The following is a 14,832-nucleotide window of genomic DNA, read 5'->3' as shown; positions in this document are numbered from 1 at the left end:
GGTGCTCGCGGCGTACGTGGCGTCGGCCACAATCTGGCTTGTATTCGCCACGGCCGTGGGGCTCCTTGTCAGCTTCAAATTCGCTTACCCCGATTTCGCGACCACGCCGGCGCTGTCGTTCGGTCGCTTGCGCGCGATACACACCAGCGGAACATTTTATGCCTGGGCGAGCCAGGCGCTGATTGGGCTTGCGCTGTTCGTCGCTGCTCGCAGTTCTGGCGTAAGGCTCTACAGCGAGCGCCTCGCATGGATCAGTCTGGCGCTCCTTAATCTTGCCGCGGTACTGGGCACAGTCACGCTCGATCTCGGGTTCACCTACGGCCAGGAGTATCGCGAATGGCTGTGGTGGATTCGCGTAATCCTTGGACTTGGCTTGATCACCGCGGCCCTGAATATGATCGCCACTGTCGAGCGCCGGGATGGTGAGCATATCTATATTTCCAATTGGTATACTATCGGGGGCACGCTGTGGACGATTGTTATGGTCGTGGTGTCGATGTTGCCCTGGTATCAGTACGGCCTGGGTCAGGTCGCGGTACAGGCATTCTTCATGCATAACGCCGTCGGACTATGGTTCACGCCTCTATCGCTTGGTGTGTCGTACTATGCGCTGCCGAAACTCCTGAATCGGCCGATCTATTCATATTCTCTCGGCGTCTTTGCATTCTGGACCAATCTCATCTTTTATCCAATCATCGGGGCTCATCATTTTGAATTCAGTCCACTACCATGGTGGCTGCAGACTACGGCCATCGTCTTCAGTGTGGCCATGCTCGTTCCAGTGTTGAGCGGCTCAGCAAACTTCCTTCTCACCTTCCGGGGGACTCACGAATGGGTATATCGCTCGCCCGCGGTTTTCATCCTCGTCGGCGTCTACGGCTATTTACTGGGATCAGCGCAAGGCACATTCGAGGCGTTTCGGTCGCTGCAGCAGCTTTGGCATCTGACGAATTACACGGTAGGGCACTCGCACCTCACGATGTATGGCTTCGTCACCTTCGCGATCTGGGGCGGCATCTATGGACTGTTGCCGCGCGCAACCGGGAAGTATCCCTATAATCTAGCGATGGGCATTCATTTTTGGCTGTCTGCCGTAGGTGTAGTCATCTATGTTGCGGCGCTGTCGGCCGCCGGCACCATTCAGGGGCTCGACTGGTTCAGAGGACTCACCTTCATCCAGTCGATCGAAGATGCCGCGCCATACTGGATGTGGCGCTCCGTCGGCGGCTCCCTGATGTTTGCCGGCCATCTAGTCTTCGCTTTCAACGTCTGGACGATGACCTACGGTAGGTCCCGCGCCGAGCTTGCCGCAGCCAAGACGGTGCCAGCATGAACAGGACATTTGCCATTTCTGGCGGCTCAACGCTGATCTACACTGGTTTGGCGGTTCTTATGGGCGTGCTGCCGGGGATCTGGCTGTCGAAGGTGCCGCCGACGCCAGGCCTTAAGCCACTAACCCCGATTGAGGCGCGGGGTCGAGACGTCTATGTCTCCGAAGGCTGCTTCTATTGCCATACCCAGCAAGTACGCCCGCTCTCCGGAGATAAGCCGTTTGGCCGCCCGTCTGCGCCGGGCGATTACGCCTACCAGACTACGGAATTGCTAGGTTCGGAGCGCACTGGTCCAGACTTGAGCAATATCGGCGCGCGGCAATCGAGTAGCATATGGCAGTACATCCATCTCTATCAACCGCGTGCAGTTGTACCACAATCGATCATGCCAGCCTTCCCCTGGCTGTTTAGGACTGTGGGCAGACTGCCACCAGGAGAGAAAGCGGTGCCATTGCCGCCCCAATTCGCGCCAGGCGATATGGTCATCCCCAGCGACGACGGCAAGGCGCTAGTTGCCTATCTGTTATCACTGAAGCAGCCCCCACTCGCTCCGGCACAGACCCGCGCCGCGACTAAGAGCTCTTCGACTGGATCCCTGGGGTTTGAAGCCACCAAGGGCGCTGCATTGTTCGCCGACAACTGCGCATCCTGCCATGGCGCGGAAGGCATGGGTGTGCCGGGAACGTTTCCGCCGCTTGCTGGAGATGCGGTGGTGAACGACGCCAATCCCACTGCACACATTGGCGCCGTGCTGCATGGACTTAGCGGGCGCGTAATCAACGGTCAGAGCTATGAAGCGCAAATGCCGGGGTTTGCCGATCAACTGTCTGATCAGCAGATTGCTGACATCATCGATCACGAACGATCCTCGTGGGGCAATCGTGGTGCCTTAATCAGTGCGGCTGATGTCGTCGCGGCCCGTGCCAATGAACCATTGCAAAAGCAAGCAGCGACGCCGAAAGAGGCCTCACCGGTAGCGGCCCCGGCATCGACGTTCGATGCTGCGGAAGGATCGAAGCTCTTCGCCGACAACTGCGGCGTCTGTCACGGTGCGGAGGGCAAAGGCGTTCCTGGCACATTTCCGCCACTTGCGGGCGATCCGGTCGTTAATGCCACTGATCCTGCCGAACACATCGTCACCATGCTGCGCGGCCTCAGCGGCAAGGTAATCGACGGCCAGAAGTACGAAGTGGAGATGCCACCGTTCGCTGACCGGCTCTCTGATCAGCAGATCGCCGATATCATCAATCACGAGCGCACGTCCTGGGGTAACCACGGGGCGTTGGTGACGCCTGCCGAGGTCACGAAGCTCCGCAGCAAAAAATAGGAGGTGACGATGACCGATACGATTACCGCCTGGATTCTCTCGGCGCTTGGCTACCTCTGCACCTCGCCTGCGACCGCTGGTGGTGCTGGCGGTCCGAACCTTGCCGGACCACTGCTCGGCAACGTGCTAGTGGCGGGCGGAGCCGGGCTCGTGACAGTTAGTTGCATCGTGGCGGCCGTGTCGATGCTTATCGCCCCGGGCGAACGAGACCCCGAACATCCAAAATATCGCGTCCTGCATGCCGACCGTTAAAGGAATGCAGCACGTGCCCGATCCGCGCATCCGAATCTATCTCGACGAAGCGGCCGATCCAGTGACCGATCAGCGGCCGCCGGCGCAGATATCGCTCGACACAAAGAGCCTCGCCGACGGCGAGCACGCCCTGCGCATCGAAGCCCAGGACGCCACCGGCCAGGTTGGCATCCGACGCCTCCAATTCCAGGTTCGCAACGGCCCTGGGATCACAATTAGCGGGCTTGGGGATGGGGCCCTCGTTCACGGTACGCTCCGCTTCATAGTCAACGCGTTTGGAGCCGAAGAGCCATTTGAGCCGCACCGGGCGGAATCGCCCTCGCCAATCCCTGTTTGGGTGTGGGTGCTGAGCCTCCTCATCGTTGCTTGGACCGCCTGGTATGTTGCAACGCTTTGGAACGTTCCGACGGACTACGCCAAATCGCCAACCTACTCCACGTCCATGAATCCCTTCAAATAGCGCGCCCGAGGCAACTAACGATAAGGGCCTAAGCCGGGATCAAGTTCACATGCCACGCATCATAGTCAACAAACACGGCTTCCCCGGCGTCAGGAAGCGCTCGGACTATGCTAGGCGGCGAAAGCCCTACTACGCCCGCATCAGCACTGGTTGCGAAACCTTCATTTATAGCAAGAACTTCGCGACAGCCGAAGAGGCCGCTTCGGAATATCAACGAATGAAGGCCGAAAACTCATCGCCACATCGTCCAGGAACTACCGGTCAGCGTCCTGCGACGAGCTACCCAACAAGTAAGAGGTTTGATCATGGAAATTCGCCTCGGCACCAGGCGAAGTGACCTGGCCCGCTGGCAAGCCAGTCACGTCGCCAATCTTATTCGCGGCGTCGAGCCGGCCGCTGAAGTAAGGATTATTTTCACAAGTTCGGTTGGCGATAGAGATCGAAGGTCGTCCTTTCATCAGTTTGGGGGCGTCGGAGCATTCACGAAGGAGGGAGAAGACACGCTTATGCGAAAGGAAGTTGACCTGGTCGTTCATTCTCTCAAGGATCTTCCGACTAGATTGCGGCAAGGCTTGGTATTAGCGGCTGTTCCCAAGAGAGAGGATGCTCGTGACGCCATCTGTGGCGTTACACTGGATCAGCTACGACCGGGGCTACGCGTCGGCACCGGATCAATTCGCCGCAAAGCGCAACTTCTCGCTCTATGCAGAGGTCTCGATGTTCGACCCATTCGCGGGAACGTTTCTCCAAGGCTTCGTAAGGCAAAGATCCGGGACGGAATAGACGCTACTCTATTGGCAGCGGCAGGACTGTCCCGGCTAGGGCTGTTACATGAGGCCTCACAGGTTCTGGACGCGAATGTCTTTCCGTATGCACCCGGCCAAGGCGCTCTCGCGGCCGAAGCTCGCGAAGAGGATACGGAACTCATAGCATTGCTTCATAAGATAGAAGATCGGAAATCGCGCATTGAAGTAGATGCAGAGCGCGCCCTGATGAGAAGTCTCGATGCGGGATGCAGCCTACCCATCGGCGTTTCCGCCACGTGGGTCGCCGGGACACTAACGCTTCGAGGACAGGTGACTCATCCAGATGGGCAATCGAAGATTGCTGATGAATGCGTTGGTCCGGCCGATCAGGCCGAGGCAATCGGCCGACGTCTCGGGCACAAGCTTCTTCAGCAAGGTGCAGGCGAGATACTGAAGGCCGTGCATCGTATGATGGAAGAGCAAAGGGCAATCTGAATTCGATACCTAGCATGATGATGGACTCAGGATCTGGGATACAGCATGCGACTTTAGCACGTAGTGCAGAGCCTGGAACTTGGCCGACTACACTAGATGCGGCTCCAAACACCGGCCCGCCGCCACCTAACGAAGCGGTTGTAGCAAGTGGTGTATGGGCCAAACGCCGCCGGCAGATCACGCCAGGGCGCTCATGATCGGAGGACCCAGAAGATGCCATTGAGGACCCGTCTGTCGTTCACCTGAGGAACGCCACGCGGCTTGTTCGGCAGCATTGGCTTGATGGCGGTCCATTCATAGTCGGCGAGTTCGTAGCGCTTGATTCGAGCCCTCGTTGGCGAGTTTGAATCACAGGGGCCGCCCAAACTCGGTTCGGCGCTTACAAGCAGAAGTAGATGTCATCCTGCCGACAATCCTGCAGAACCCGTCGAAATGACCCTGGCTGTGTGAAAACGCTGTGCCGCTGCTATGATTCTCCGGTGATTCTTTTTTGGGGAATCGATGAGGCGCTTCGTTGAGGAGGCGGATCGTGGGCAATGCACGCTGTTGCCGGAATGCCTCGATGATTTCATTGACGAGAGTAATCCTGTCCGTGTGATCGATGCGTTTGTCGATGCGCTCGATTTGGCCGAGATGAGCTTCGAGGTTGAGCCGGCGGCGACCGGTCGGCCATCGTACCATCCCTCGGTTCTCTTGAAGCTCTACATCTATGGCTATCTGAACCGGGTGCAGTCGAGCCGGCGGCTCGAACGAGAAGCCGGACGCAATGTCGAACTGATGTGGCTGCTGGGTCGGCTCACTCCCGATCACAAGACGATTGCCGACTTCCGCAAGGACAATGGCCTGGCGCTGCGCAGGGTGTGTGCGCGCTTCGTTGAACTCTGCCGTGGGATGGGTCTCCTGACGACGGCGAGCGTTGCCATCGACGGCAGCAAGTTCAAAGCGGTGAACAACCGGGACAGGAACTTCACCCGGGCGAAGGTGGAGCGGCGACGCTCCCAGCTGGAGGAGAGCGTCGCGCGGTATCTAGGCCAACTTGACACGGCCGACCGGCAGGAGCCGACGGAGGCCCTGGCCACGAAGGTGACGAGGCTTACTGAAAAGCTGACGAAGCTGAAGGAGGAAATGGGCAAGCTTGCCGCTTACGAGAAGCAGATGCTTGCATCGCCTGACCAGCAAATCTCCTTGACTGATCCCGATAGCCGCTCGATGGCGACGAGCGGCCGCGGCTCCGGCGTCGTCGGCTACAATGTGCAGGTCGCCGTGGATACCGAGCACCATCTGATTGTGACGCATGAGGTAACGAACAGCGGCTCAGATCGGGCTCAACTGGCCAATATGGCAAAGCAGGCGAAAGAAGTGCTCCAGACCGATGCGCTCGAGGCCGTTGCCGATCGCGGCTACTTCAGCAGCGTGGAGATCCTCGCGTGCCACGAGGCCGGCATCACGGTAACTCTGCCCAAGCCACAGACGTCGGGTGCCAAGTCAGATGGGCGCTTCGGCAAGCAGGATTTTGTCTATTTGCCTGAAGAGGACGCCTATCGCTGCCCAGCTGGAGAGCAACTGCCTTATCGCTTCACGAGCGAGGAAGACGGGAAGCGGCTACGGCGCTACTGGACCACGGCCTGTCAAAATTGTTCGCTTAAATCGCAGTGCACGACAGGGCCAGAGCGGCGGATTCCACGATGGGAGCATGAGCATCTGCTCGAGGCTGTGCAGCAGCGTCTCGATGCAAACCCACAAGCCATGCGCCAGCGTCGAGAGACAGTCGAGCATCCGTTCGGCACGATGAAGGCCCGCATGGGAGCGACACACTTCCTCACCAAAACGCTTCCAAAAGTAGCCGCCGAAATGGCACTCTCGGTGCTGGCCTATAATCTGACACGGGTCATGAACATCGTCGGGATCAAGCCGCTGATCGCTGCGATCGGGGCCTGAGACACACGCGGCTCCCCGCTTCCGGGACCGACGCCCTTTGAGATCGTTTTTACACGGCCAAGACCCACAGCGGACGTTCGTCCATGATCGTGATGATTGTCAGTGTGCTATGACCGCGCCAACCAATGTAAGCGCGCTTTGCGGTGTGGTCCTGATGGCGGCAAATGGTATTTCCGCTTCTGAAGCTGTACAGGGAGTGCTTCCATAGTGGTTTACGAGCCAAGAAAGTTGCTTCTGCGTGCGCTTGCCGGCGAACGTACGGAACGACCGCCAATCTGGCTTATGAGACAAGCTGGCCGGTACCTGCCTGAGTATCTTGTAACGCGGGCCGCAGCCGGCGGAATGCTGGAGCTGTGCAACTCGCCGGACCACGCGGTAGAAGTCACGCTTCAGCCGATCCGGCGATTTGGATTCGATGCGGCCATTCTATTCGCGGACCTTCCGCAGATTGCCGCAGCCCTTGGCCAAGTGCTCGAATACAAGGAGGGCGATGGGCCGGTTCTGTCGCCCCCGATCCGTTCGGCTGCGGATGTGGCGCGCCTTACTCTTACTTGGTTGCACCAGAAATTGGCGCCGATCTATGAGACGGTGCGACGACTCACCGTCGCCCTCCCTCCAAACGTGGCCTTGATTGGCTACGCGGGGGCGCCCTGGACAGTGGCTACTTACATGGTTGAGGGTCGCGGCGGAGGTGCCACCGACCATGCCACTATCAAGCGATGGGCGTTGAGCGACCCAGAGGAGTTTCAGCCGCTGATCGACCTTTTGACCGAAGCCATCACTCAGTTCCTGGCACGACAGATCGAGTCGGGCGCAGAAGCCATCCAGCTATTTGAGAGCTCGGCGGGTATCCTCCCTGAACCTTTCTTCCAGCGCTGGTGCGTGCAGCCGGTAGCCGCGATCGTCAGCGCCCTTCGCGCCAAATATCCCGACACCCCGATCATTGCCTTTCCGCGCGGCGCCGGTCTGCTTTACGTTGGCTACGCCGAGGCGACCGGGGTCAATTGTGTAGGCCTGGACAGCACCGTCCCGCTCGCTTGGGCTGCCGACAGAATACAGGGCGCCCTTGGGTGCTGCGTGCAGGGCAGCCTGGACAACCAACTACTGGCGGCGGGAGGCGCAGCGATGTATGCAGAAACCGACCGCATCCTGGCGGCCTTGGGCCGGGGACCGTTCATTTTCAATCTCGGTCATGGGATTCTGAAGACCACACGCCCCGAGCATGTCCAATCCTTGGTGCGTCACATAAAGTCGCAATAGCTCGATGGCAGAGGTCGAGCTACCTGGATCCTAATCGAAATCAAATCAGTGCCGTATCCGTATCGCTGCAACGATGCTCGCGCAAGCACATCGTACTTGGCCCATAATGTCCGCATCTATCAGCAGCACCATCGCTCGGCATCTATCAAGCGCGACGAGCAAACAACTGAACGCGATTCCCGGCGTCTGGCCACGGTGGCAACAGCTTGTGGTCGCCAGCATTGCTGACGCCAAGGCCTTCGTGGCTTTCGTCGCATCACGTCGCCGAGTTTATGAGCACGCGGCCTAAACCTCAAAGCTGGCGACCGCGTTTGTTGCCCAGCGCGCGCGAGAACTCCTCATTTTGTGTCGGCAGGTTAAATCAAATCTTGATCTGGCTGCGCTGACGCTGAAGTTAACCTTGTCAGGTTCCAGCTGCTTGCATTTCAGGTGGGACTTACGCGCCTTGGTCCGAGGGTCGCCCGGAACACGGGGACCTTAATTCGGCTCGCCGAGCACGAACGTGAAGGGCACAACGAAGAGTTCATCGCCCTGATCATCACTGACATGCAAAATCCAGTCACGCCAATCCTCGAGGCTGCTCTCTCTAGTGAGAGATTGTACGATACGGTTCGCATGATCCCTCGCATCAGCAATATCTTCCACCACTGCGCCGCGGCGATCGACGAAAACCTTCTTGGTGTTCGAACAGTGGAAATATACGTGCGTCATTTCGGCTCCTTCAAACGCGACGGTTTGCCAAGATACTTCAGCGTTGCTGGTTTCATTGATGATGGGATGCCAGGAGATTTCGGTTAAGTGCACCCCAGGTTTCACGCGTGGTTGTGAATCTGGGGGACAGCCTCGTGCCACTGATGGGCAGGAAAGAACCATCTCCTTTCCATTGTCCGGCTTGCTATTATGATTTCATGCCGAGGCTCCGCGACGCATCTCCGATAAGCTCCCGGTGCGAAGCTCCCCAGAGGACGACAGTCCCAACGGCGGCAGAGAGAATCGAGGCGGCGAACACAGCAATTTTTGCGGCCGAGAAGTCGGTGGCGTTTGGAAATGCCTGACCGGCGATGAAGAGCGACATCGTGAAGCCAATCCCAGCGAAGGCTCCTGCTCCGCCCAACTGTCGCCACGAGTACTCGTCTGGCTTGACGGCTAGGCCTGTGCGCACAGCCGCGGCGGCCGCGAGGAAGACGCCGAGCGGTTTTCCTAAAGCGAGACCAACGACGATCGCGGCCATGAGCCGGCCATGGCCGACGAAGACGCCTGGGTTGATCATCACTCCCGCATTCGCCAATGCGAAGATTGGGAGGATAGCGTAGCTCGATCGCGCGCCGGCATGTCGCAGCAACCGATCGGCGGGCGACTCAAGTCTCTCGTAGATTGCCTCGAGCGCGTGCAGAGCCGAAGTAGAGGGGCCGTTCCTAAGAACTTCACCCTCGTGCCGAGCCTCGGACGCGATGATGATGCTCGCCTGCGTCAGCAGGGCTTCTAAGTTGGCGGGCGGTCGCGTCGGAATAAACAACGCAAGTACCACCCCGGCCAATGTAGGCTGAAGGCCGCCAGCGTATACGGACGCCCACAGCGCAACCCCCAACAGGATGTAGGGCGACAGAAAGTAGACTCCAGATCGGCTCAGCAGCACTAGCGCAACTACAACTGTGGCGGCCGCAGCAAGGTAAGCCAGATGGATCTCACCAGAGTAACACAGAGCGACGACGACGATCGCGCCGATGTCGTCAACGATGGCGGCCGCAGTGAGGAAGATACGCAGCTCCACAGGGACCCGGGAGCCCATCACCGCAATCAACGCAACCGCGAACGCGGTATCGGTCGCCATCGGGACACCCCATCCGTGCGACCACGGCCCCGCTGGGATTATCAGCGCATACAGAAGCGCCGGTCCGACTATGCCGCCGAGCGCGGCCACGATCGGAAGCGCGGCCGAACGACGGCTTGCGAGATGGCCCACCGTCATCTCGCGCTTGACTTCCAATCCAACGACCACGAAGAACACTGTTAACAGCCCGTCATTGACCCAATCGAAGATGGGCTTCCGAAAGGTTATGTTGCCCAAGCTCACGCCGAACTCGCGGAGCCAGAGCGCCTCGAAGTGCGGCCCGATGGGCGAGTTCGTCAAGATGATTGCCGCCACGGCCGCGAGGACGAGCAGAATGCCGGCTGACGGGCCCCAGCTCGCAAAGTCCAAGGCAGCCGTACGAACGCGGTGACCGAGCGTGCCAAGCATCGCATCAACGAAGGAACTCTCGTCCCACGGCCCGTCGTAGCGCCGACGGTTGATGTAGAAACTTGGCGTGAATCTCACTCCGCTCGCACGCGCGCTTGCGATGTCCGACTCCACTCTCGACCTCGCCCGCCGTACGGCTTCGCTCTCGCCAAGCGAGAGGTCCGCGTTCACACCGAGGTCTGCGGCCACCGCGAAGAGATCGTCTTCCGTGAGCTGCGCCGATCTCGTCATTAGCTTCATGTGCGCGGACCAGAACGCTTCGGGCGTCCGAGCGAGCTCAACGATCTGTGCAGCCCAGAATGAAAGACTGTTGTTCGCAAGCGGCTTGTGACGGAACACATAGCAGATGCGGTCGCCGAGTTGATCGCGCGCCTGCGCGATGCGATCGTTGGCAGCCCTGCAGTGCGGACACGCGTAGCTGCCGTACTCGACCAGCGAGATCTCGGCGTCGGGAGGGCCGAGCACATGTTCCGTATCGTGATCGACCGGTCGATCAAGTCGGCCTGACAGAAATATGAGCCTCATCGCTGCGCGGTCCCGAGTGTTCGCGCCTGGCTACGACCTTGGCGCGGCCGTCGCGGTGTTGAAGGTTCGGAATACGCCACCACCGGTTGACGGTGTGTATAAAATCCTTGTTTCGACGACGCTGCAGGAGAGCCCAGTTGGCTGCACGCGCGGCAGGAAGAGGCGCACCACCGTTCCGGCACCAGGCTCGCTCTCTATCCAGACCGCGCCACCTTGTCTCTCAGCGAAGTGCCGGACCTGTGGGAGTCCGAGTCCGGTCCCGCTACCTTTGAGCTTTGTCGTGAAGTATGGGGTGAAGGCCTGCGAAAGGACATTCTCGGGCATGCCCTCTCCATGGTCGGCGACGACAATCTCGACAAACTCTCCGGCAGTGTCGGTGGAAGGCTCGAAATTCCGCGCCGCGACAGTAATCACGCCGCCGGTTGGCATTGCATCGGCCGAGTTTCGGCAGAGATTGAGCAAGGCGAAGTACAGCTCTTCCGCGTCGGCATTGAAGGTCCATAACGCAGGGACGATTTCCGTGCGGACGGAAACGTCTGGATGCAATACCCCGTCAAGCGTCCCCGCTATCACTGCGAGCTGACTGCCTGTTGTACCATTAGACTTTGGGCGCGGCCTCGCTGCGTCAAGGAGCTGCCGGCTAAGCGACGCGCTTCGTGTGATCGCATCCTGCATTTTATCGACGATGGCCCTCCGGTATGCAGCATCGCTCTGACGCTCGATTTCCCGCAGACCGCTCCCGATGACGGTGAGAAGATTATTAATGTCGTGAACGAACTGCCTCACGTCCGCTATCGTCTCCGCCATTGTCCCCCCGACGGCGCCTCGCGCCTCGCACGGCGGATCGGTATGGCGCAAAATCCCCGATACCTCGCCGTCGGACCCGACGACTTGGATCTCCACACATCTAAATGAGCGGCCGCCACCATCATCGTGCACGCAGCTCATCCTTCTGACCGCACGCTCCACTCCAACCGCAACACCGCATCCGTCCACGAGCACGACCACGTCCTCCAGCGGCGGGCGCTCGACGGCGCCGGGGATTGTCTCGCCGATGTGCATTTCGGGATCTCCTGGCATCGGATCGTTCGAGATAACGTCGGCAACTCCAGTCGCAGCCGGGGACGGGCGACGATGCATCTAGATTGGGCCAACGACGGCGGAAACTAAAATCACCTCTCGCCATAAAGTCGATAGCCGAGTGTTATCGGAATAGCTCAGAAGCGTGCGGCGTGCGGCGGGCGCCAGCTGCACCTAGTCGCCTCGGTCCGGTAGAACTCTTCGCGACCAAGAAGGGGTGTTCACGCGACGATCCTTTGCCGCGGGTTCCGAGTCTCAGCAATAGCAATGGTGCCGTGGGCGTCTCGTTAGCCAAAAAGCGCCCGCCCGTCCCCGCCGCGGTCGGAAGCGCGATTGCCAGTGCGGCAGAGCATTTGCGGCGACCTACCCTTACTTCGCGGTTCCCCACTCGCACGAATATAAGGAGGCCGATGACATCGGGCGAAGCAGAAGCCCGACCGCGACCAGGGACCAATGCCAATGCGCGCGACAAATTTCCTCAGCTAGCGGCGCCATCGCGCTGGGCTCCCTTGGACTCTAGCGGTCCGCCAATAATGGTCGTCTATCGACTTCATGGCGAGAGGTGATTTCACTGGCCCGAGCTGCAATGTCATTCTCCCGCAGAGTTCAACTCTAATAGGATTTGCCATGAACGCTCGATTTCGCATTTGCACGTCTGCGCTCGCACTTGTGATTCCGATCGCAATTGCCGCGTCGTCCAAATCGTCAGCTGCCCCAATTGTTAGTACGTCCATCAAAGCGGCCATACCGCCATTGACGACGGATGAGCGCTTAAGGGTGCGGCCTGGTCATCCTCTTGAACCGGCAGCATACGGTCGCTCGGCCTACGACGGCTCCTGGGACCTCGTCTTTGTGACGCAACGAGGAACCTGCGATTCCAGCTACGGTTTTACTGTCGACGTGACCAACGGGATTGTTACTCATCCAAATCTCGTGAAGCTTCGGGGTTACGTCGCGAAGTCGGGCGCAGTTCGCGCCTCCGTGACAGTCCACGACAAATATGCCGCGGGTACTGGCAAACTGTTCGCGACCACCGGTCGAGGAACCTGGAGCGGCCACTCAGGATCAGCGCGCTGCTCAGGCTACTGGTCGGCACAACGTAATTGAAGACGCAATCTCGCCACGCGCCTACTCGACTCTGGCCGGAACGCTATTGCCGCTATGCCATCTTACCGGACGAATGTTCTTCGGTGAGCCGGAGACCATAATGGAATGAGATCTCCCAAACTAGCTAGCGTTGCCGTCCTGCTTAGCTTGCTCTCAGCCGCTTCCGACGGGGCAATGCGGCCGCAGACACCTCGGTCCATGAGCGAGTCCATCCAGCCGGGCGACGCCACGCCCCCCGATACTAGTCGACTGGCGTTGGTGATTGGCAATTCAGCCTATCCCGATGCGGACTTTCCTCTTCCCCAAATAACACGCGATGCGGATGCCTTGACAAATGCTCTTCGCGAGGACGGCTTTTTTGTCTATGCACTTGAGAATACGACGCGTCTCGGAATGACCCGCGCAATCGATCATCTAAGAAAACGACTGCATTCGAACTCAGTTGTGTTGGTTTATTTCGGAGGTTACGGCATCCAGTCTGACGGACAGAATTACCTAATCCCTATCGATGCGACGATTTGGAGTGAAGAGGATGTTCGTCGACAAGGCGTAAGCATCGACCGCCTCCTTTCACAACTCAGAACTTCGGGAGCACGCGTCAGGCTCGCAGTCATTGAAGCCTCACGCCGCAATCCGTACGAGCGACGCTTTAGGACTTATTCACATGGGCTAGCACCCATTCCACCGGCCGAGAACGCGCTTGTCCTGAGCTCAGCCGGTCCTGGAGAAGTAGTTGAAGACCCTAAAGGACTGCATAGTCAGCTGATGAATGCTCTTCTTATGCAGATGAAAGCCTCGAGGGAGATCAAGGAGGTCTTCAATGATGCTCGAAACGCTGTGGTGGCTGCTACTCAGGGCCAACAGACTCCAGTCGTGTCATCTACGCTAACCGAGAGTTTCCATCTTTCGCCGGCGCAGAGCGGCGCTCCGGCGTACTCCGTCGGCTCTGCGGCTAGTGGTCACCAGTGACCATACAGATTCAGCTGATTCCAGACATTAGCGCTCAAGGCTCTCTTCCCATGGAGGGCGCCGTTCAATGGCCGCCAGCTTCTTTGAAACTTTTGACGAGGATGCACCGCGATGCCGAATAGATCCTGCTACCCCGGCTGCCGCTCCGAATGCGGTCTCTCAGTGCGCCCCCTTAAAACCATCATCCTTGCGGCTTACAGAACGCGCACGGCCTGCCAGGCCGGCTGCCCGCAAAGATCATGGATGACCGCTGGATGAGCGACAATCGCGCCCGCAGAGCCAAAGTTCCCTGGATTTGCGGGACAGATGCCTCTTAGTCTCGTGCCCTGGGCGGATACCTGCTCGCTCGATTTTACTCAGGAGCGCTCTAAGCTAAAATGGCCGAGACCCCGTCAAGCCTTCGAGGCCATCATGCAGGGCGACCCCAGAGTCATCGAGTATCTTAACAAGGGGCTGCGTCACGAGCTCACCGCCCTCAACCAGTACTGGCTGCATTACCGCCTGCTGGCCAATTGGGGCCTCTTGGAGATGGCCAATGTTTGGCGCAAAGAATCGATCGAGGAGATGCATCACGCTGACCGCATCGCCGACCGGATAATCTTCCTCGAAGGCTTTCCCAACATGCAGGTGCTCGATCCGTTGCGGATCGGCCAGAACGGCAAGGAAATCGTCGATTGCTATCTCGCCACCGAGATGAGCGCGCGGGCGCTGTACCAAGAGGCGGCGACGCATTGTCATTCCGTGAAGGATTATGTCACCCGCGACCTGTTCGAGAACCTGACGACGGACGAGGACCACCATATCGATTTCCTCGAGACACAGCTTGATTTGATCAACCGCATCGGGCTCGAACTTTACACCCAGAAGCATGTCGGTGAGCTCAAGACCGAAGAGCACTGAACTTTCGCGCCACACCGCAGCTGTTCGTACGCGCTCTCGCCGCGGCCGCGTGATGTCGCCGCGAGCCCAGGTCCAGCAAACGGGCGAGAGGCTGGACCAACCTCCTTCGCAGCGCGAACGTACGTGCATCGATGCGAGAGATGCGAGCCTCGCGGACTGGCAATTAGAGCATCCTAGCCTGCTCACTTGAGGCGACCTGAAGG

12 protein-coding genes and 1 pseudogene are annotated in these 14,832 nt (G+C 59.1%); 9 read left to right on the top strand and 4 right to left on the bottom strand.

Features of this window, described 5'->3' with window-relative positions; translation table 11 throughout:
• Window position 1 precedes the first annotated feature (1 nt).
• The 5 genes from QA642_RS08845 (at window position 2) to hemC (ending at window position 4,611) form a co-directional block, all read left to right on the top strand.
• Window positions 2-1,333 (top strand): cbb3-type cytochrome c oxidase subunit I, encoded by a 1,332-nt coding sequence (locus QA642_RS08845; RefSeq protein ID WP_283086836.1) that lies wholly within the window; start codon window positions 2-4, stop codon window positions 1,331-1,333.
• Window positions 1,330-2,658: a c-type cytochrome gene (locus tag QA642_RS08840; RefSeq protein ID WP_283084315.1), complete on the top strand. Its 1,329-nt coding sequence runs from the start codon at window positions 1,330-1,332 to the stop codon at window positions 2,656-2,658. The genes QA642_RS08845 and QA642_RS08840 overlap by 4 nt, the downstream gene beginning before the upstream one ends.
• Window positions 2,659-2,667: 9 nt before the next feature.
• On the top strand, window positions 2,668-2,910 hold the full coding sequence (locus QA642_RS08835; protein ID WP_283084314.1) for a hypothetical protein: 243 nt from the start codon (window positions 2,668-2,670) through the stop codon (window positions 2,908-2,910).
• Window positions 2,897-3,370 carry a cytochrome C gene (locus QA642_RS08830; protein ID WP_283084313.1) on the top strand — a complete coding sequence of 158 codons (474 nt, stop codon included), beginning with the start codon at window positions 2,897-2,899 and terminating at the stop codon, window positions 3,368-3,370. The genes QA642_RS08835 and QA642_RS08830 overlap by 14 nt, the downstream gene beginning before the upstream one ends.
• A 305-nt stretch (window positions 3,371-3,675) precedes the next feature.
• Window positions 3,676-4,611 (top strand): hydroxymethylbilane synthase, encoded by a 936-nt coding sequence (gene hemC / locus QA642_RS08825; RefSeq protein ID WP_283084312.1) that lies wholly within the window; start codon window positions 3,676-3,678, stop codon window positions 4,609-4,611.
• A gap of 95 nt (window positions 4,612-4,706) precedes the next feature.
• Here hemC and QA642_RS08820 read toward each other — a convergent pair.
• Window positions 4,707-4,886 (bottom strand): annotated as a pseudogene (locus QA642_RS08820) (transposase); the annotation flags it as partial.
• A gap of 226 nt (window positions 4,887-5,112) precedes the next feature.
• Here QA642_RS08820 and QA642_RS08815 point away from each other — a divergent pair.
• Together QA642_RS08815 and hemE are read left to right on the top strand one after the other, a co-directional pair.
• Window positions 5,113-6,549, top strand: a complete 1,437-nt coding sequence (locus QA642_RS08815; protein ID WP_283079740.1) for an IS1182 family transposase — start codon at window positions 5,113-5,115, stop codon at window positions 6,547-6,549.
• Between the two features lie 207 nt (window positions 6,550-6,756).
• Window positions 6,757-7,809, top strand: coding sequence for a uroporphyrinogen decarboxylase (gene hemE / locus QA642_RS08810; protein ID WP_349253831.1), 1,053 nt, complete (start codon window positions 6,757-6,759; stop codon window positions 7,807-7,809).
• 477 nt (window positions 7,810-8,286) lie between these two features.
• On the opposite strand, the gene QA642_RS08805 is transcribed toward hemE, so the two are convergent.
• The 3 genes from QA642_RS08805 to QA642_RS08795 all read right to left on the bottom strand — a co-directional run bounded on the left by QA642_RS08805 (window position 8,287) and on the right by QA642_RS08795 (window position 11,635).
• Window positions 8,287-8,520 (bottom strand): hypothetical protein, encoded by a 234-nt coding sequence (locus QA642_RS08805; RefSeq protein ID WP_283086834.1) that lies wholly within the window; start codon window positions 8,518-8,520, stop codon window positions 8,287-8,289.
• A gap of 187 nt (window positions 8,521-8,707) precedes the next feature.
• The gene (gene nhaA, locus QA642_RS08800; protein WP_283084311.1) at window positions 8,708-10,573 is read right to left on the bottom strand and encodes a Na+/H+ antiporter NhaA; all 1,866 of its coding nucleotides are present in this window, start codon (window positions 10,571-10,573) and stop codon (window positions 8,708-8,710) included.
• 30 nt (window positions 10,574-10,603) lie between these two features.
• Window positions 10,604-11,635: an ATP-binding protein gene (locus QA642_RS08795; protein ID WP_283084310.1), complete on the bottom strand. Its 1,032-nt coding sequence runs from the start codon at window positions 11,633-11,635 to the stop codon at window positions 10,604-10,606.
• A 1,323-nt stretch (window positions 11,636-12,958) separates the two neighbouring features.
• Here QA642_RS08795 and QA642_RS08790 point away from each other — a divergent pair.
• Window positions 12,959-13,729, top strand: a complete 771-nt coding sequence (locus tag QA642_RS08790) for a caspase family protein (RefSeq protein WP_283084309.1) — start codon at window positions 12,959-12,961, stop codon at window positions 13,727-13,729.
• Window positions 13,730-14,140: 411 nt separating this feature from the next.
• Complete coding sequence (bfr, locus tag QA642_RS08785) at window positions 14,141-14,629, top strand: bacterioferritin (RefSeq protein ID WP_283086833.1); 489 nt, start codon at window positions 14,141-14,143, stop codon at window positions 14,627-14,629.
• Window positions 14,630-14,832 lie beyond the last annotated feature (203 nt).

The sequence above is a fragment of the Bradyrhizobium sp. CB2312 genome (genome assembly GCF_029714425.1).
In the GTDB taxonomy this organism is placed as follows: domain Bacteria; phylum Pseudomonadota; class Alphaproteobacteria; order Rhizobiales; family Xanthobacteraceae; genus Bradyrhizobium.
This window is presented reverse-complemented; position numbering and strand designations above follow the sequence as displayed.

Excerpts from the sequence above, each read along its gene's own strand:
- QA642_RS08795 (WP_283084310.1), bottom strand. The coding sequence starts at position 11,635 with ATGCACATCGGCGAGACAATCCCCGGCGCCGTCGAGCGCCCGCCGCTG.
- nhaA (WP_283084311.1), bottom strand. The coding sequence starts at position 10,573 with ATGAGGCTCATATTTCTGTCAGGCCGACTTGATCGACCGGTCGATCAC.
- bfr (WP_283086833.1), top strand. The coding sequence starts at position 14,141 with ATGCAGGGCGACCCCAGAGTCATCGAGTATCTTAACAAGGGGCTGCGT.
- hemC (WP_283084312.1), top strand. The coding sequence starts at position 3,676 with ATGGAAATTCGCCTCGGCACCAGGCGAAGTGACCTGGCCCGCTGGCAA.
- QA642_RS08790 (WP_283084309.1), top strand. The coding sequence starts at position 12,959 with ATGAGCGAGTCCATCCAGCCGGGCGACGCCACGCCCCCCGATACTAGT.
- QA642_RS08835 (WP_283084314.1), top strand. The coding sequence starts at position 2,668 with ATGACCGATACGATTACCGCCTGGATTCTCTCGGCGCTTGGCTACCTC.
- QA642_RS08830 (WP_283084313.1), top strand. The coding sequence starts at position 2,897 with ATGCCGACCGTTAAAGGAATGCAGCACGTGCCCGATCCGCGCATCCGA.
- QA642_RS08840 (WP_283084315.1), top strand. The coding sequence starts at position 1,330 with ATGAACAGGACATTTGCCATTTCTGGCGGCTCAACGCTGATCTACACT.
- QA642_RS08805 (WP_283086834.1), bottom strand. The coding sequence starts at position 8,520 with ATGACGCACGTATATTTCCACTGTTCGAACACCAAGAAGGTTTTCGTC.
- QA642_RS08815 (WP_283079740.1), top strand. The coding sequence starts at position 5,113 with ATGAGGCGCTTCGTTGAGGAGGCGGATCGTGGGCAATGCACGCTGTTG.